Source organism: Pseudomonas parafulva, from assembly GCF_000800255.1.
GTDB classification, from domain to species: domain Bacteria; phylum Pseudomonadota; class Gammaproteobacteria; order Pseudomonadales; family Pseudomonadaceae; genus Aquipseudomonas; species Aquipseudomonas boreofloridensis.
In genome coordinates this window covers 3,465,339-3,483,542 of the sequence record NZ_CP009747.1, presented here as the reverse complement: position 1 = coordinate 3,483,542, position 18,204 = coordinate 3,465,339, and the positions used below count along the sequence as shown (strand labels likewise).

General features: G+C 57.0%; 13 protein-coding genes and 3 pseudogenes. 9 read left to right on the top strand and 7 right to left on the bottom strand.

Annotated features, from left to right (window positions below; genetic code table 11):
• The first annotated feature begins 56 nt into the window (after positions 1–56).
• The 4 genes and pseudogenes from NJ69_RS15100 to NJ69_RS23235 all read left to right on the top strand — a co-directional run.
• Positions 57–689 carry a TRAP transporter small permease gene (locus NJ69_RS15100; RefSeq protein ID WP_029615028.1) on the top strand — a complete coding sequence of 211 codons (633 nt, stop codon included), beginning with the start codon at positions 57–59 and terminating at the stop codon, positions 687–689.
• Positions 689–1,972, top strand: coding sequence for a C4-dicarboxylate TRAP transporter large permease protein DctM (gene dctM, locus NJ69_RS15095; RefSeq protein WP_039580398.1), 1,284 nt, complete (start codon positions 689–691; stop codon positions 1,970–1,972). The genes NJ69_RS15100 and dctM overlap by 1 nt, the downstream gene beginning before the upstream one ends.
• Positions 1,973–2,197: 225 nt before the next feature.
• Positions 2,198–3,208, top strand: a pseudogene (locus NJ69_RS23020) (PAS domain-containing protein); the annotation flags it as partial.
• Positions 3,197–3,466, top strand: a pseudogene (locus NJ69_RS23235) (methyl-accepting chemotaxis protein); the annotation flags it as partial. The pseudogenes NJ69_RS23020 and NJ69_RS23235, both read left to right, overlap by 12 nt.
• A 62-nt stretch (positions 3,467–3,528) precedes the next feature.
• On the opposite strand, the gene NJ69_RS15085 reads toward NJ69_RS23235, so the two are convergent.
• Positions 3,529–3,945, bottom strand: a complete 417-nt coding sequence (locus tag NJ69_RS15085; RefSeq protein WP_039580392.1) for an Ivy family c-type lysozyme inhibitor — start codon at positions 3,943–3,945, stop codon at positions 3,529–3,531.
• Positions 3,946–4,292: 347 nt separating this feature from the next.
• Between NJ69_RS15085 and NJ69_RS23230 the strand changes: the two are divergent.
• Positions 4,293–5,075: pseudogene (locus NJ69_RS23230) on the top strand (MCP four helix bundle domain-containing protein); the annotation flags it as partial.
• A complete protein-coding gene (locus tag NJ69_RS23225) occupies positions 5,070–5,933 on the top strand; it encodes a methyl-accepting chemotaxis protein (RefSeq protein WP_430736678.1) in 864 nt (287 codons plus the stop codon). The pseudogene NJ69_RS23230 and the gene NJ69_RS23225, both read left to right, overlap by 6 nt.
• 73 nt (positions 5,934–6,006) lie before the next feature.
• Here the strand turns inward: NJ69_RS23225 and NJ69_RS15075 are convergent, their stop codons facing one another.
• Complete coding sequence (locus NJ69_RS15075; RefSeq protein WP_039580387.1) at positions 6,007–6,537, bottom strand: GAF domain-containing protein; 531 nt, start codon at positions 6,535–6,537, stop codon at positions 6,007–6,009.
• 244 nt (positions 6,538–6,781) lie between these two features.
• Between NJ69_RS15075 and NJ69_RS15070 the strand changes: the two genes are divergently transcribed.
• The 3 genes from NJ69_RS15070 to NJ69_RS15060 all read left to right on the top strand — a co-directional run bounded on the left by NJ69_RS15070 (position 6,782) and on the right by NJ69_RS15060 (position 8,990).
• A complete protein-coding gene (locus NJ69_RS15070; RefSeq protein WP_039580384.1) occupies positions 6,782–7,270 on the top strand; it encodes a hypothetical protein in 489 nt (162 codons plus the stop codon).
• A 186-nt stretch (positions 7,271–7,456) separates the two neighbouring features.
• Positions 7,457–8,182, top strand: coding sequence for an SDR family oxidoreductase (locus NJ69_RS15065; protein WP_039580381.1), 726 nt, complete (start codon positions 7,457–7,459; stop codon positions 8,180–8,182).
• Positions 8,183–8,225: 43 nt separating this feature from the next.
• Complete coding sequence (locus NJ69_RS15060; RefSeq protein WP_039580379.1) at positions 8,226–8,990, top strand: SDR family NAD(P)-dependent oxidoreductase; 765 nt, start codon at positions 8,226–8,228, stop codon at positions 8,988–8,990.
• 39 nt (positions 8,991–9,029) lie between these two features.
• Here the strand turns inward: NJ69_RS15060 and NJ69_RS15055 are convergent, their stop codons facing one another.
• The 5 genes from NJ69_RS15055 to NJ69_RS15040 form a co-directional block, all read right to left on the bottom strand.
• The gene (locus tag NJ69_RS15055) at positions 9,030–9,965 is read right to left on the bottom strand and encodes a restriction endonuclease (protein WP_039580376.1); all 936 of its coding nucleotides are present in this window, start codon (positions 9,963–9,965) and stop codon (positions 9,030–9,032) included.
• 525 nt (positions 9,966–10,490) lie between these two features.
• A complete protein-coding gene (locus NJ69_RS22655) occupies positions 10,491–12,305 on the bottom strand; it encodes a hypothetical protein (RefSeq protein WP_155290537.1) in 1,815 nt (604 codons plus the stop codon).
• A gap of 217 nt (positions 12,306–12,522) precedes the next feature.
• Complete coding sequence (locus NJ69_RS15050) at positions 12,523–14,373, bottom strand: AIPR family protein (RefSeq protein ID WP_039580374.1); 1,851 nt, start codon at positions 14,371–14,373, stop codon at positions 12,523–12,525.
• Positions 14,373–15,386 (bottom strand): PD-(D/E)XK motif protein, encoded by a 1,014-nt coding sequence (locus NJ69_RS15045; protein WP_039580371.1) that lies wholly within the window; start codon positions 15,384–15,386, stop codon positions 14,373–14,375. The genes NJ69_RS15050 and NJ69_RS15045 overlap by 1 nt, the downstream gene beginning before the upstream one ends.
• The gene (locus NJ69_RS15040; RefSeq protein ID WP_039580368.1) at positions 15,370–18,201 is read right to left on the bottom strand and encodes a Z1 domain-containing protein; all 2,832 of its coding nucleotides are present in this window, start codon (positions 18,199–18,201) and stop codon (positions 15,370–15,372) included. Before NJ69_RS15040 ends, NJ69_RS15045 begins: the two co-directional genes overlap by 17 nt.
• Positions 18,202–18,204: the final 3 nt, after the last annotated feature.

Below are 18,204 nucleotides of genomic sequence, written 5' to 3'. Positions count from 1 at the left end.
GCCTACGGCCGCCTGTTCGCCAGGTGGCCCGGCCCCTTCCTGTCCGGAGATTGCCCATGCAACGGATCAGATACGTCTGGGAGCATTTCGAGGAAGGCATGATCGCCTTTCTCCTGGCGGCCATGACTTTGATCACCTTCATCTACGTGGCCCTGAACAACCTCTACACGCTGTTCTACAGCCTCAGCGACCGCTTCAGCTTCGCCAGCGAGCCGCTGCTCGACATCGGCGATCACCTGATGGGTTACGCCCAGGAAATGACCTGGAGCATCGCCCTGACCAAGGCGCTGTTCGGCTGGCTGATCTTCTTCGGCATCGCCTATGGCGTGCGCACCGCCGGCCACCTGGGCGTCGACGTGCTGGTGCGACGTGCGCGCAAACCGGTGCAGCGCGTGCTGGCGATGATCGCCTGCGCCTGCTGCCTGGCCTACGCCGGGTTGTTCCTGATCGCTAGCCTCAAGTGGGTGAGTGCCGTGCTCGCCGCCGGCATCGGTGCCGAGGACCTGGACCGCTACGGCATCCAGATCGGCCACATCGCCTTGATCGTGCCGTTCGGCTTCGCCCTGATCATCGTGCGTTACCTGGAAATCCTCTACCGCATCGTCACCCACCGCCAGACCGGACTGGGCCTGGCAGACGAAGCCGCCGAGGCGAGCAAACTGGCCAACCCGGGCGAGGAGTCACACTGATGACCGTCATCTGCCTGTTCCTGCTGCTGTTCGTGTTCATGTTCCTGGGCGTGCCGATCGCCATTTCCCTGGGGCTCTCCGGCGCGGTGTCGATCCTGCTGTTCAGCCAGGATTCGCTGAGCTCGCTGGCGATCAAGCTGTTCGAGACCTCCGACAGCTACACCTTCCTGGCCATCCCGTTCTTCCTGCTGTCGGGTGCGTTCATGACCACCGGGGGCGTGGCCCAGCGTCTGATCGATTTCGCCAACGCCTGCGTCGGCCACATTCGCGGCGGCCTGGCGATTGCGGCGGTGCTGGCGTGCATGCTGTTCGCCGCGTTGTCCGGTTCATCGCCCGCCACCGTCGCGGCGGTGGGTTCGATTGCCGTGGCCGGCATGGTGCGTTCGGGCTATCCCAAGGAATTCGGCGCCGGGATCATCTGCAACGCCGGCACCCTGGGCATCCTGATTCCGCCGTCGATCGTCATGGTGGTGTACTCGGCCGCCACCGAAACCTCGGTGGGCAAGCTGTTCATGGCCGGTGTGGTGCCGGGCATTCTGCTGGGCCTGTTCCTGATGGTGACCATCTACATCGTGGCGCGCATCAAGAAGCTGCCCGCGCAGCCACGGGCCAGCTTCGCCGAATGGCTGCGCACCGCACGCCGGGCGTTCTGGGGGCTGTTGCTGCTGGTGATCATCCTTGGCGGCATCTACAGCGGCATGTTCACCCCCACCGAAGCGGCGGCGGTGGCGGCGGTGTACTCGGCGTTCATCGCCCTGTTCGTGTACCGCGACATGAGCTGGCGCGAGTGCCCCAAGGTGCTGCTCGAGTCCGGCCGGTTGACCATCATGCTGCTGTTCATCATCGCCAACGCCATGCTCTTCGCCCATGTGCTGACCACCGAGCAGATTCCCCAGCAGATCACCCAATGGGTGCTGTCCGAAGGCCTGACGCCGCTCGGCTTCCTGATCATGGTCAACGTGGTGCTGCTGGTGGCCGGCAGCTTCATGGAGCCGTCGGCGATCATCCTGATCCTGGCGCCGATCTTCTTCCCCATCGCCATGAAGCTGGGTATCGACCCGATTCACCTGGGCATCGTCATGGTGGTGAACATGGAGATCGGCCTGGTGCACCCGCCGGTGGGGCTGAACCTGTTCGTCACCAGTGCGGTGACTGGCTTGACCCTGGGCCAGACCATTCGCGCGGCGCTGCCGTGGTTGTCGATCCTGCTGCTGTTCCTGGTGCTGGTGACCTACGTGCCGTTCATTTCGCTGGCCTTGCCGGCCTGGTTGGGCATGCCGTAGCCGGTGCGCGACGGCGGCGGGCGACCAGTGGTTCGATGAGGACGCAGCGCAAATTCCAGAGCTTGGATATCATATCGCCAGTAATGCAACGCAACCTTTCGACTGCCGCGCGGGTCGAAGGTTGCGTTGCCCGTGCCGGGCTTGCGCAGCCCGCACCGGCGTGCCTTGCAGATATTCCTTGTCAGCCATGGAAAGGCGCCCCGTCTTCCTTCGAGTACCCCAATCATGCTGCATCTCTTCCGCCGGTCCGGCGAGCTTCAGGCGCTCAAACAGCTGACCCAATCGTTGTCCCTTGCAGGCCAAGGCCCGGCCAACTGGATGGCCGTGCAACAGGCCTGGACCTCCCGTGAATCGCAGGCCGCGCAGGACCAGGCGCGCATCGCCGAACTCGAGCGCGAGCTGGAGTCGGCGCGTCAGTTGCTGGCCGAGGCCGACGCCACGGCGCGCGCTTCGGAAACCCGCTTCGACCTGGTCAACCGCGCCTCCAGCGAGGGCTTGTGGGACATGGAGGTGGTCGCGGGCGACCCGGTCAACCCGCGCAACCGCTTCTGGTGGTCGCAGCAGTTCCGCGAAATGCTCGGTTTTCGCAACGAGCAGGACTTTCCCAACGTGCTGGCCAGTTGGGCCGACCGGCTGCACCCGGACGACCGCGCGGCCACGCTGGACGCCTTCGCCCGCCACCTGAACGACAAGTCCGGCATGACGCCCTATCGGGTCAAGAATCGCCTGGCCATGAAGGACGGCAGCTACCGCTGGTTCTTCGCCCAGGGCGAAACCCTGCGCGACGGCCGTGGCACGCCGCTGCGCGTGGCCGGCGCTCTGCGCGACATCCACGATGAGCTCGAGCGCGCGGCCGAGCACGAAGTGATCATCACCCGCTTCGAGCTGGCCCGCGAAATGCTCTCCGATGGCTTGTGGGACATGGAAGTGATCGCCGGGGATCCGGTGAACCCAAAGAACCCCTTCTGGTGGTCGCCGCAGTTCCGCCGTCTGCTCGGTTTCGAGACCGTCGAGGAATTCCCCGATGTGCTCGACAGCTGGGCGTCGCGCCTGCACCCGGACGACAAGGGCTACAGCCTGGAGGCCTTCCAGGCGCACCTGAACGATCGCAGCGGCAAGACTCCCTTCGATGTCGAGTACCGGCTGAAGATGAAGAGCGGCGAGTACCGCTGGTTCCGTGCCCGTGGCCAGACCAAGCGCGATGCCAGCGGCGCGCCGCTGCGGGTGGTGGGGGCCCTGGTGGACGTGGACCTGCAGCACCAGCAGAACGCCATGCGCGAAACCGAGGCGGCGCATCAGCGCACCCTGGAATCGAACATCACCAAGCTGACGCAGATCGTCGGCACCATCCAGAGCATCGCCAGCCAGACCAACCTGCTGGCACTCAATGCGGCCATCGAAGCGGCCCGTGCCGGCGAGGCGGGCAGGGGCTTCGCCGTGGTGGCCGATGAGGTGAGGAAGCTGGCGACGCGCACCACCGAAGCCACCGAGCAGGCTGCGGACATGATGCGCGGTTGAGGCGCGGCGGGGCTGCCATGCAGCCCCGGCCGTGGTGTTCAGTCGTCGGGATTGTCGCGCTCGAAGGTGGTTTCCAACAGCGCTCTCACGGCCTCGCTCGGCGAGCCGAGGTAGTGCTTCTCGAATGCGCCGTCGCTGTCCTCGCGCGTGGCCAGCAAGCCCCACGATTGCGTGCCCTTGGCGTTGAAGACCACCACCAGTTGGTTGTCCTTGCAGTCGTGGGGCTTGCACACGTTACCCACCAGCACCGTGTCGTCGCCCAGCTTGACCTTGCGCAGCGGCGTGGCGGTGCCTTTGGCCTGGCTGATCCACTCCGGCAGCACCAGCATCTTGGCGTAGGCCGCCTTGTAGGGCGCTTTTTGCACCAGATCCGGCAAGTATTGATCGGCGGCTGTGGCCTGAAGGGCGCAGCAGGTGAACAGGGTTCCCAGCAGCAGAGAGGGGGTGAGCTTCATCGACGACTCCTGTGAAGACTGTGCCTGGCGCTGACCATCCGACCCAGGCCGGGCGGTGCGCCGCTGCGGTTCAGCGTAGTTGGGATTTACGTACGGTTGTAGACGAATCCATCAGAAAGGCATTCATGTGCCTGCCTAGTGCGCCGCTGCCTATTAAATCCAATCTGTCGAAGTGCGACATATGCGCGCATCGGTGTAGGTATTCATCACGCTTATTTATTAAGAATTACTTTCATTACGGACCGCCTCAATGGAAGAACTCTATATATTGGATCCTAAAATAAACATTCAATAAAGCCGCTGTAGGGTCGATATGTTTGGTATGTCCAATTACATTCGAGATTAAAATGAATTTCATAAGAAATGCACGATTATCGACCAAACTTATGACGGCCTTCGGTGTCTGCGCGCTCATCACATTGGCCATCGGTCTGCTGGGCGGGCGCGGTGTCGGCCAGATGGCGCAGAGCCTCGGCCTGGTGTTCTCCAACAACCTGGTGTCGGTGGCCAAAACCGGGGAGGCCAGGGCCATGGCCATTTCCCAGCAGCGCAACCTTTATTCGTTGATTACCGCCACTGCCGAAAACGCCGATCAAGCGACCAAGGATCAAATCCTGCGGTATATGGCGGCCGACCGCGCTGCCAGCGAAAAAGCCTTCGCCATTTATCGCGCGACGCCGCTGGAAGATGACGAGCGGGCGGCAGGCGATCGCATGGAAAAGTTGTGGCCGGTGTATCAGGCGCAATTGCAGCAGGTGGTCAACCTGGCCCAGGCGGGTGATTTGAAAGGTGCCCGTGCGGTGCTGTCGGGTGAGTTGGCACAGTCGTACGACAAGATCCTGTCCGAGTTGACCATCATGGTCGAATCCAACAACCGTCAGATCGGTGAAGGATCTCAGGCCGCCGATGAGTTGGAAAGCCAAGTGACCACGGTGTTGTACGCCGGTATCGTCATCGCCTTCATCATCGCCTTCGCCCTGGGCCTGTTCATCAGCCGCCTGATCAGCCGACCCATCGTCGAAGCCGTGACGGCTGCCCAGCGCGTCGCCCAGGGCGACCTGACCCAGAAAGTCTCCAGCACCAGCCGCGACGAAACCGGCGACCTGATCAACGCCATCGGCGACATGCAGAACAGCCTGAAGACGACCCTGCACCAGATCTCCGACGCCGCCAACCAACTCGCCTCGGCCGCCGAAGAGCTCAACTCGGTGACCGAAGACGGCAGCCGTGGCCTGCTCAAGCAGAACGACGAAATCCAGCAGGCGGCCACCGCCGTCAACGAGATGACCTCGTCGGTAGACGAAGTGGCGCGCAACGCCGTGTCCACCTCCGAAGCCTCGAAAGCCGCCCGCGAACAGGCCGACCAAGGCGTGGGCCAGGCCCGTGAGGCGGTGGCTGCGGTGAACAACGCCACCGTGGAAATCCAGGCCTCTTCGGACACCGTCGAGCACCTGGCCGGCCAGGTGAAAGACATCGCCAAGGTGCTGGACGTGATCCGTGGCATTGCCGAGCAGACCAACCTACTGGCACTGAACGCCGCCATCGAAGCCGCCCGTGCCGGCGAGCAAGGCCGTGGGTTCGCGGTGGTCGCCGACGAAGTGCGGGCGCTGGCTGCCCGGACCCAGTCCTCGACGGTGGAGATCGAGCAGATGATCGGCAGCGTCCAGGCCCGTGCCGACCAAGCGGTGGTGGCCATGGCCAAGAGCCAGACGCTGGTCAACAACACCCAACAATTGGCCACGGCCACCGGTCAGGCGCTCGAATCCATCGCCTCGGGCATCGCCAGCATCAACGACCGCAACCTGGTGATCGCCACCGCGTGCGAAGAGCAGGCCCACGTGGCCCGCGAAGTGGACAAGAACCTGGTCAACATCCAGGACCTCTCCACCCAGACCGCGGCCGGTGCCCACCAGACCACCGCCTCGGCCCAGGAGCTGTCGCGCCTGGCCATCTCGTTCAACGACCTGGTCGGCCGCTTCCGCCTCTGATCGGCGTCACCCTGAACAGGGCACCCGCTGCAAGCAGCGTGGTGCCCTGTAGGCGTTTAGCGAGCGGGTGTTTTCAGCGGGCGTACTGCATCGACGGTTCGTCGGCGTCCTGCTGCAGGTTGTTGTAGAAGATGCAGCCGATCAGCCGCGAGAACAGCGTGAGGGTTTCTGCCAGGTCAGGATCGTCCAGGGCGGTGCGCGTGGTGTCCAACGCGCACAGCGCGCCGTACAAACGCCCGTCCGGCAGGAAGATCGGCACGCCGGCATAACTTTCCAGGTTGTACTGACGCACGATCGGCTTTTGCGCGAAGCGCTTCACCTCGCTGATCGACGGAATCAGCAAGGCGCTGGGCAGGGTGCGGAATTCATCGCAGATGGTGGTTTCGATCGGCACGCTTTCGCCCACGTCCGGGCCGATGTCGTCGGGGTCGTGCACCGAGCAGGTGAGCCATTCGTCTTCGTTGAACTTGGCAATGGCCGCGAACTTCATGCGGGTGATACGAGTCACTAGCCTGAGGATGCTGGTGGTGGCTTCGATCTCGGCAATGGCATTTCTCTCGGGTTGAGACAAATACTGCGACAGCTCTAGAGTCTGGGTATGCATGGGCGCTCTTCAATGTGTGTTGTGCTGCACGTGACGATGACGTCGAGCCCACCGCCGACCCTGTATTGACCGACAACCCATCCTGGTCCAAGTCATTGCCCCACATCCAAGTTTGAGGATGCTAGCACGGCGCCTTCGCGCGGCAGCGCTTCGAACAGATGACCTTTACGTGCTGAACTATCCAGGCGGGTTGTTTCCAGCCTGCCCCCAACACTTCAGACACTTTTTTCAGGGAGATAGTTGAATGTATCCGTTGGCCAAACCCTTTGTCTTGACCGTTGGGCTGCTGGCACTGGCAGCCTGCGATGCGGGCAATACTGCCAAGCCCTCGGCCACCGAGGCGCAGGGCTTTTCCTTCGATGGCCGCTGGAGCGTCGCCGGTGTGGCGGTGTCCGATGATGGCGTGCAAGCGCTGGTCGATAACGACCCAAGCCTGATGAACAGAACCCTCACCTTCAGCCCCGAGCTGCTGAAATGGGATGCCCAGGACGGGCCGGACGATGCGTGCAAAGACCCAAGCATCAATGCGCTTTCCAGTACCCCCGCCGCCAACAAGCTGGCCCTGCTCGACAAGCTGGGCATGAGCGATACCACGGCGTATTCCGTGCGCTGTGAAACCGGCTCCTGGGGCCCGGTCAAAGGCGCTGGCCAGATCTTCTACACCACCGCCGCCGGCGACGTGGCGCTAGTCTGGTACGACGGCGCGCTGCTCAAGCTCAAGCCCGTGCGCTGAGCACAACCGCTCGCACAACCCGCCACAGCGACTACACTGCCTTGACCGCCCCTCGGGGCGAAGGCAGGCATGGGCCCGCCGCACGCGCCATGGCAACCCGCCGCGCGTGTGGCCGGGTAGCCCGATCTACGGACAGGTCGGGTCAAGGATTGGTTTCCATAACCGTCTGGCTGTAAGGGATACACCATGCACACCCTCACTGGAAAAGTCGCCGCCATCACCGGCGCGGCGGCCGGTATCGGCCTGGAATGCGCACGGGCGATGCTCGCCGAAGGCGCCAAGGTCATGTTGATCGACCGCTCCGAGCAGGCCCTGGAGCAGGCCTGCCACGAACTCGGCGGCAACGCCTCACCCTGGGTCGCCGACCTGCTCGATCCCGCAAGCGTCAACGGCCTGCTGCCTGCCATCCTCAGGCGCTACGGCCGCCTGGACATCTTCCACGCCAACGCCGGCGCCTACGTCGGCGGCGACGTGCTCGAAGCAGACCCGGACGCCTGGGACCGCATGCTCAACCTCAACGTCAACGCCACCTTCCGCGCCATCCGCACGGTGCTGCCGCACATGGTCGAGCGCTGCACCGGCGACATCGTCATCACCAGCTCCGTGGCCGGCGTGGTGCCGGTGGTGTGCGAGCCGGTCTACACCGCCTCCAAGTTCGCCGTGCAGGCCTTCGCCCACACCGTGCGCCGCCAGGTGGCGCGCCACGGCATCCGCGTCTGCTCGGTGCTGCCAGGCCCGGTGGTCACCGCGCTGCTTAAGGACTGGCCCAAGGACAAGCTCAACGAAGCCCTGGCCAACGGCTCGCTGATGGAGCCACGCGAAGTGGCCGAGTCAGTACTGTTCATGCTCAGCCGCCCGCGCAACGTTACGGTGCGCGATCTGGTGGTGTTGCCGAGCAATGTCGATCTGTAGAGCGTCCTCGCGAATGCACCCACAATCATAAGAAGAGGTAGTCATGATCCTTGATAAATTCAGGCTCGACGGCCAGGTCGCGCTGGTGACCGGCGGAACACGCGGCATTGGTCTGGCGATCGCCCAGGCCCTGGGCGAAGTGGGGGCCTATGTGGTCATCAGCGGGCGCCGCTTCAACGACGCCGCAGCCGCAGTGTTGGAAGAAGCAGGCGTAGCCTTTCGCTTCATCGAAGCCGAACTCACCGAACCCGACGCCGCCGCCCGCCTGGTGGCGCGCGCCCACCAGTGGCACGGCCGACTGGATGTGCTGGTCAACAATGCCGGCATCGCCAGCCACGGCTGCACCGAGCAGTACCCCGACCAGGCCTGGCGCGACGTGATGGCGGTCAACCTCGACGCCGTGTTCCGCTGCTGCCGCGCCGCGCTGCCGATCATGCGCGAACAGGGGCGCGGGGCGGTGTTGAATGTCGGGTCCATGTCGGGGTTGGTGTCGAACGTGCCGCAGCAGCAAGTGGCGTACAACGCGTCCAAGGCGGCGGTGCATATGTTGACCAAGAGCTTGGCCAGTGAAGCGGCGGGGCAGGGGATTCGGGTGAATGCCGTGGCGCCGGGGTATATCGAGACGGATTTGTCGCGCGGGGGGATGGAGAATGAGGCGTGGTTTTGTAAGTGGATGGAGATGACGCCGATGGGGAGGGTGGGGCAGCCGGAGGAAGTGGCGGCGGTGGCGGTGTTTTTGTGTTCGGGGGCGGCGAGTTATGTGACGGGGGAGGTTGTGGTGGTGGATGGGGGGTATTTGGTGAGGTGATCGGGCGGTGGAGGGCCGCCCGGTCTGCGGTGTTATTGCTCAGCCAAGGGATTCGTCGAAGTAATCACTGTCGAGCCTGGGCACCTTGTAGAGCTGTGAACTGACGCCCACTTCGTGGTCGAGCATCAGGTTGACCAAGCGTTTGCCGTCGACGAGGACAAGCCCTTCTACCGAGCGAGCGAAGTCAACGGCTTGGGCGGTGAAGCCTGACGTGGTGATGAATACACCCCGTTTGGCCTTTTGCCCGGCCAAGGCACCATAAAATGCTTGCAGGTCGGGGCGGCCAACGGTGCTTTGCCAACGTTTTGCCTGTACGTAGACCTTCTCTAGGCCCAGCGCATCCAGAGAGATCACGCCATCAATACCGCCGTCGCCACTGCCGCCCACTTGTTGCAGAGCCTGACGATTGGCGCCGTACCCTAAGCTGTGCAGGACGTCGAGCACAATATGCTCGAAGCGCGTCGGGCTTGCTTGCAGCAAGCTATCGAGCAAATCGCCAGCAACGCTGGTGCGCAGTTCGAGGATGGCTTGGTTCAAGCGCTCTTGCGGACTGCTCGTGGCGAGGTCGGCCTGATCAATGGGCGTGGAGGTGTCGTTGAGGTCATCCAAAGAGGCGGCGTCCGGCGCTGTCTTGAGCCTCACACTCATGTAGTTCATGGCCAGATGCTCGACCTGTGCCGGGCTCAATGGCGTGGGATTGGTTTGAGCGAAGGCGCGGCCCGTTTCAGTCAGTTGCCAATAGCCGCGTTTGGCACTGCTGGAATAGCCTGCGCGCTTAAGCCGATCGTGTGCCCAACCGCAACGGTTCTTGTAGGTGGGCTGGCCGCTGGCGATGGTTTCTTGCCGCTGTGCCTCGCTCAGGCCCAAGGCGTGTGCGGCTGCTTCGTGGGCCTCGCTCGCTGTCGAGCCTGTCGGGTGGGCGGCTAGGAAGCGCAGGATGGGCTCGATGAACTGGTCGTAGGTTGGGATGGGCATTATCCGATTTCTTCCTGAAAGTCTTAGCCTGCTTTGGGGGGGAGCGGTGTTGATGATTTTTTAGTGCATGGCCTGCGGGAGTCAGACGGTAGTGTTGCTTGCTGATGATGCGTGAGTCTGGGAACGTTATCCCGACCGCGACGAGCTTACTATGAAGGTTATCGGGACACTGTCGGATTTTTGTGCTCGGGCCGATAAACGCCTACTTTTGGTTGGCGTACGTGTACTCCTGCTCATGTTAAGCCCGAGCGCAAAGTTTCTGAAGCGCTCAGTGGAGAGCTTTGTGGCTTTAGTGCATCAAGCATTATGAAGCTGCTATGCCGGGGTAATTTGAATCCGGCTGGTAAGATATTGATTTATAATATTTATATAGATCCAATTTTTTATTGGAATACCAATTGGAATACAGCGCCCCACGTGACCACCCGTTTTGCAGTCAATTTGACAGCACGCTTCATAACCATGATTGGCAGTAAACTGCCTGCAGCTGCAGATGACGACAAGAAAAAATCGACCAAGAGCAGATCACGCAGACAAGATTCGGGGGGGGCAGTAACTAAAGAACAGGTCTTTGAGTCTCACTTTTATCCCGGGTAGATATAGATCTAAGGACTCTTTTTTTATGTTTTCATCTATGTGTGTTTGTTCTTTTAATAGCTGTTCAAAGATGTCACCAAATACATCAATACTTTTCCCAATGCTGTAGCGAACTCGACGAAACATTGGAAGGTTACAACAGGCTACATGGCTGGCCTCGCGGCTGTAGCCATACCCTTGAACACGGAAGGCCGACCAAGAAATTCCAAAAAGATAAATTCTGGTAATTGACTTTCCTTCTGGAAGCTTCAGTCGCAGCGTTTTTACGAGTTCATCTGAACTTTTATCTTTCAGCCATGACTCTACAGCCTCCCCCCATGAATCTATCTCGGAAGCAAGATTTTTTGCCTTGCTTCGAAGCTTTTTAACATCAAAAACAAAATAGTCCTGCCACTTCAACTGAAAGAGCGCAAGGTTTCCTGAAACAGTATCATAAATAGCGCCGTCTAGATCGGTAATTGTTCGTCCTGCATTTCGTAACTTAATATTTCCTGTTACCCGCTTGTATCGATTTCCCATGAACATGTAATAAATGTGGCTTCTAAGCCAATCCTCTCTAGGGAGCGCGATAGCGTTGGTTGTATTTATGTCTCTTTGCGTGAGTAGTTCAATCATTGAATGAAATGGGTTTCTGAGTATGCTGGCGACGGGCCGAAGAAACATTCCATTGCCCATGTCAAGTAGTAGTGGTGAAATATAACTGCCGCTTTTGAATGTGGAAAGGTCTGATATTTTAAAAGATATTATGTCGAGAATTTCAGATATCAGGTCTTTCTCGAAGCCTGTATGAGCCATAACTGCATCTATAAGGTCACTTTGCGTGGTCCAGATGGTCAGGCTTTGCGGTATTGATATTTCCTTTATTTTATGGAGTGCTATATCTGCAAATGTAATGTGTTTAGTATGCAGTGCTATGATCACAGCAGTGACGACTATGATGTGTACGGCGCTTATTCCGTTGATTTTTACACTAGGATGAAGCCCTGCTTGGTCTCGTGCCTCTCTTATCCAGTCAAGGGCTAGAGAGAAGAAATGATTATCTATTCGAGGGTCAGCACCGTACCCCATCATGACTCCATGTCCCAAGTCATGAGGGAATATCAATGGTTCCATCAGTATTCTTACATTTTCAATTTTTTTGTCTTTGTGTAGGCTGGAGTTATTGAAGCCATAGAATGCACCAACAGCCTTTATTTCATCGGGTTCTTCATCAAAGCTAAAAACTTTCCATCCATTTGAGAAGCCGGTTGTGTTTTTTCTTACCGCTAGATCGATTTGAGATGCGTATGTGGACTGTAGTGCATCCATAAGTTGATATGTGATCTCTTCTCGTGCAGTCACTGTTATTTGGTCAGTGGAGGTGTGGATATCTATCAGTCCGGTACAGTTTAAGTCTGAAATGTTTTTTAGGAAGGCGATCGCCCCTAGTCGATACAATACTTGAGCTGCAATTTTTCTTGTTCCGGTAGTACTTTCCCTAACTGGTATTCCCGGCTTTCCGATGTCTACAAAAAAATGCTTTATGGCCATTCCCCAGCCAAGTCTATATAGCTCTGACTCTGAGGTCGAAGTTATTTGCTCCTTAGGTAGCGAGTCTTTATATACGGTAAAATAATCTAGAAACCTCATCATGTCTATGAATAAGGTCATTTTTGATATTGGATCTTTAGGGAGTGAGTCTAGTATTCGTATTAGCTCTGAGTCGGCTAGGTTTCTTAAATTTTGCCCCGCTGAAATATCCATATTTAATATCCCTATAAAATTTAACTCGTGTTAACGGAAGTCTTTGGGGTGGCTGTCTGAGTTGTGATTAATAAAGCTGTTCAACAGATATTTCAAGATTTTTTTCATAAAAGTGTATTTGGAAAGGTAAAGTTTCAGCGATTTTAGACTGTTTTTTGGGTTATATCTACTACGTAGTCATCTGTTGCGCCTGCTTCCAAATAGCAAGTTTGTTTTCTCACTTTAAAGTTTCAGGGGTGAAGTGCTCTGGGATGTTTTTCTCTAATTCAGAATAGCGAGTATCGCTTACCTGTCCCCAGCACTCTTGTTTCTTGGCCCATTCGGAGATCATTTTTCCACCAGCGCCGCGATGAAGTGCTTCATTTACCTCATGCGCCCAAGTTGCTAGTTGTCTTTGCAGCTGTAGTGAAATGGCTTGCTCCTGCCAGACACGTTGAAAGTTGAAATTATTACCCATTTTAAGCGCGAGCACCGAGACCGTGTAGACCGTGATGTTGCCTTGGAATGCGGGGAACAAGGGTCTGATAATCTTCTGGGCAGACTTGAAGAGGATTGCCTTTGCAATCATTTCTTTGAACTGCTCTTGGTCCGGGATCACATTTCCCCCAGCGCCCTCTCGTTCGGCTAGCTCATCCATGAATGCCTGAAAATTCTTCTGGCTACCCAGTCCAACAACATGAGGTTTTTGCTCCCAAGTGAGCAGAAACTTCGCTAGATCAGGCTTGGTGATCTTGCGGAATGTCGGGATGGCAACCTGCAGTTTTTTCTTTTGAGCAGGTGTAGTCGCCTCCTTTTCCAGCATCACCTTGTAGCTTCCTGCTGATCGTTCGTAGAACCAGCGGCCCACACCATCCGGACAATATGTGCGCATGGACAGTTTCTCCAACTCACGGTGGAATGGCTTGTTGGCGGAAAGGTCTGACTGCTTGACGACATTCTGGCTGTTGGCATAGCGAGAAATATTCGAGATCAGCTCTTCGTCATCACCTTGCCCATTTCGCAGCACGATGATCTTGGCTGGGACTCGTACGTTACTCAGATCTATCTCAGGATTTTTCTTCTTGGCGAAGTAGATGGAGGCAGTCGTCTGCCCGCCGTTAACTATTTGCATACCCTGCAGCCACAGGATGCCCGTTGATCCATCTTTAGCGCGGTCCAGTTTGGCGGCATCGGCCACAACAACGATGCCATTGTTGTATGCCATGAAACGGTCAGGATTATTCCGCAGACTGTCGCGAATCCCCTTGTTCACTCCTTTGCTGTTTACCCCAAGGAATGAGCGTACGTTGGCTTCAAGAATGCGCGGGCCGTATTTTTCGTAGAGAAAGCGTAGTGCCTCACCAGGTACTGCTGTCAGAGCATAGTCATACTCGTCGTCACCTGAGCCCGGAACCCATACGCTTGGTAGCGCTGTTCCGCAGAGGTCCTGAAAATTGACTATTAGTTCATCGCGCGGTCGGCCTTGTTGCCAATGGTTAAACAAGCGCTGAATATCCATGACTTCAAGTCGGACCTGCTTGCCTTCGACATCATGGGGGGCGTAGGTCCTTGTTTTGACCAGCGCGTCAGTAATTATGAAGATCCTTATGTTGTCGAGTGTCTTGAAGATACGTTCGACTTCCGTTACCAGCGCGTAGGCATCATTGGTCTCATCGAGCTTTCCGGCTAGCTGCCCGGTTGCGCAGAACCTGAGGAACTGCAGGCCTTCTTTTGCCGCCTTGCCTACTTCTTGGTCGGGAAGGGATTCGATTTCGTCCAGTGCCTTATAGAGACTGACAAAAAGATCGAGCCTGTCGGGGCTTCCATTTTCGTCTGTGGTTTCGGACACCGAGTAGCCACTGATTCTGACCTTATAGGCCGCGCTTTTCCCGCCGATGCTGCCTCCGACTTTTGCCTCGTAATGACAGACCGTTGGCTCAAAGGTGATGCCTTCATCTGCCATATGTGTCATTACCTGCTCGGTGAAAACGGCCTCGGCAGGAACCGGCGCTGCACCTGGAGCAACATCTTTCTCTATTTCTTCTCTGATTGATGCCTGCGTTTCTCGCAGAAAGTCCACAAGTTCCATCAAACGACTCCAAGTTTCTCAAGCACATCCGAAAGAGGGCAGTTATCGACCTGAAGCAATGCCAGATCGAGTTCATACTGCGCTCGGCGAATAGGTGTAGGGATGTTGAAAGGTGTCAGCTTAGGAAATTCCGAATCCACGAGATGGATCCTGATCTCGCCTAACGAAAAACGACGTGTGTAGGTTTCTGCCTGCATGTCCAGATAGCCGACATGAAGGAGTGCCTGCTCGAAAAGTCTTGTCGCTGCAGGATCGGGCTCCAGAAGATGGCGAGTATTCGATACGTACTCGGGAAGAGTTATGCCCGACTCGTTCGATCCAAAGCGGAGCGCTGCAAGGAAGAGTGGCGGGCACTCGGAGTCGTCCAACTGGTCCAAAGAGGCAATCCTCACTGGAAAGCCTTCCGTGGCCATTGTTGATTTGACCTCTATTGCGCCTGTCCCCAGTTGGAAGTCATGCAGGCCGTCGAGCGGTCCTTTCCATCCATCAACTGCAGAAAAAAACGGTACGCCTTCATCAAAAAGGTAGCGCAGCAGGCAGATCTCACCTACAAGCCCCAGTTCTGCCTCGACGCTAAGTCCTTCACGGCCCCTGCGCATGAACTCCTGCCATCCGCGTACCCTTCCAAGCAGCCGTTGATACAGCAGATCTTCAGGGTAGCTATCGGATGAGTCAATAAGCCCGCAGACATCCGTCACAACAGTGGCAAACAGTTCAAGATTGCCCGCAGATTGGCGAACGACTGCAAGCCATTGATATTCGCCAGCAGTCTCGCCAAGAGTCGCTCTTTCCATGCGAAATCCCTGTCCTTGGGGTAGCTGTGAGGTTGGAGCTAACTTGGCACTCGAAAACCCAATCAGAATGGCCTCTTCATTTCCGGGAGCATGCCTAGCGGCTTTTACTCGACAGGTGCCTGACTGAAAGAGATCTATGGATCTCCATCCGGGGATCGATGCGTTACCGGGAAGCGCCCTCCAAGTACCTAGAATATCGGTGCTACTCAGCGCCGCCATATTGCTGCTCCCACAGAAGGTTTGTGACGACATAGGGCACTGATTTCCCCGCATGGCTCGAAGGAAAGCTGATAGCAAATGCAATGATAGGAGTTTTAACGCCTGAAACGTCAGATTGCTCCGGGTCGAGAATAGATATCAGCAGCAGCCCTCTTTCGGGGGCGGGGACTACGGTGTCGGCCCCAAGGCCACGGATACGTCTGATGTAGGGGCCGCTTGGAACCTCAGGCAATTCTCTGCCTCTTGAGCGACTAGGGTCGGGTTTCCAGCTTTTCTGCGTCAACTCAAGTGCGGCATTCCATGCCGGCTCATCGATATCCAGCGCCTCGTCCTGAGGTGACAGCAGGCGGCCAATGGAGTACTTATCGTCAGTATCCAGAGATTTGTTTTTTCGCTTCATGCGTTTGATCTGAAAGCCCGCAACGTTCTCCGTCTCCGCAACACCACCACCGATTACGGCAACAGTCCAAGAGGTAAGCTCGCCGATGCGGCTCATTTCCTCTATGAAGTTCGCGAGTAGATCGCTTCTAACCTTCCGGGAATCCGGGTGCGTTTGATACGACCTTAGAAAGTCGACTACCGGCTGCACCGGAACATCAACCCAATTCACACCGTTCCAGTTGTCTTTTCGGCCATTTCGGCTCTGAGAAGGGATTAAGGACGGCATTCCCAAGCTATCGGCAAGGAAGTTGAAAGCCCCCAGGTTCTGTTCGAGCTTTGCAGGGTTTTTGAAGAAACTGACCGTTTCGACAATGTCACCGCTGAAAGACAGATGCAGGGTTTTTGCCGTCCGCATTTTCAGCGGTGATGTGACCATCAACACGGGATGGGACACTACCTTGAGACCATAGTCGCGTGGCGTAAGGCCGCTATCCATCATGAAGTCGAATTCGGCTCTAAGCTCTTCGGCAGCATCGGCAATGTGTTCGAACCATTCGACTAGATCTTCCGTGGTGTAAAGGCGACACAAATCTAGGTAGCCTGGTCGATAGCCAAACCAGCGGCCCATTTGCATCAGTGTGTCGTACATCTTGGAGGCGCGGAGAAAGTAGCTGACGCATAGTCCCTCAAGCGTAAGCCCACGTGCCAGTTTGTCACCGCCGATGGCAATGACTTTTAGTCCCGTGGCGCTGTCGGCATAGTCCAATGCATCCTTTGCCGTACCATTGATCATGCGCACATCGATCTGCTCCAGCAGATCCGGTAGAGCCTGTTCTATCTCAATCCAGTCTGTAATTGTGCGGTGAGGCGACTCCGACGTTTGCTTTTCAACGCTGTCGCTAGTTGACAAGAAGTCACGGCTCCACAGGCTACGCAGTTCGGATAGAGCGCCCTGATGATCAATGCGTCGTCTGAGACGCTGTTTCAAATGCATCACGTAATCGTAGACTTGTCCGTGTACATGCTGCTGAACAAGGTTGAAGCGGGTAACGTGAACCAGCATGGAGCTGTGCTCTGCTCCCTGACCACGGAGTTGTCGAATTGTGCATGCAAGGATGAATGCCTGTATTGCCTCGATAAGTGAGGGCGGCATGATATCTGGGGGTGTATGACTGCTTTTGTGACTAACAGGCATCCAGCCACTCTTGCCATCTTCCGAGCACTGGTCCGTGACCGGGCGAACCAGATCGAGCGCACCGAGTCGCCCATTTTCGCTAGCCAGCCCGAATACTCTTGATGGACCTACGTAACTGGATGGGGCTGAGAGATTGGTGATAAATGCTGCCGGGAACAGGTCTGGTCCTTCCTTGGTGGTCTCGCCTTGTTCATGGATATAGATGTTCGCAAACGGCGTGGCGGTGTAGCCGATATAGGCCTTTCTTGAAAAGGAGTGCAATATTTGGCGAATGAGGCTGTTTATTGCCGTTGGCTCGTGTTCAAGGTCCGGCTGGCCGTTGTCGTCGACAACTTTCTCTCCTGTATCCACTGATGCATGGTCCGCCTCGTCGTCAACGATCAGAAGGGGGAGATGCGTTACCAATGGGCGGCCAGTCTCAGGGTCTGTCGTTTCAGCCACATGTTTGTGAATCCACTTCAAAAGGCGCTGTAGGACTGTCTTGTTCTTCTTTACTACGAAAAGCCACGGCTTCTGTTCAGGCGATACGCCAAGGTTCTTTACGAACTTGGTATTGAAGTCACCTGTCTCTGTCCTATTGGTTACGTACTGCGGGCGTAGAGCCGGTGAAGGATCAATCTTTCCTACTCCAATTGCAACGTTGCCTTCACCCTCAATGGGGCTGGTCTCGTAGCCAAGAAATCCTTCATCCAGTCGCATTTGCGTTTGGGAACGCAGGTTGTTGTGAAGGCCTGCCAGTACGATGATTATCTTGTAGCCAGCATCGGCTGCCTTGCAGATCAGGCCCGTATAGTTCCCTGTCTTTCCTGACTGCACATGACCAACCACCATACCGCGACGATCCCATGACCCTTCGCGTTTCGGATCTTCGAGCATCGAGAGGATATTGTCGGTTGTCTTGTCGAGTGCTTCTATAGCGCTCCATGGCAGTTTCTTCTCCTGCCATTCTCTGTATCGCCGCCAGTAGCGCCACTCCTTCTTTCGCTCGCTGGTAAGCCAGGGTATGTGCCCGGCCATATCGACAAGCGACGAATCATCACCAACCCAGATACTGAATCGCCTAATGAGTTCGTCAGTGACAGCGGTGCGGTCGAGCCCTTCTGCCTTGGTCGGCATGATCTTCAGCACCATGTCGATCTTTTGCGAAATCAGGGTCGGAGTAATTGCTGACTTGTCCTGTTCGTCTGCAAGCATTTCCTGGACGATTTTGACCACACTCCATTTGTTGTCCTCGGACATTCG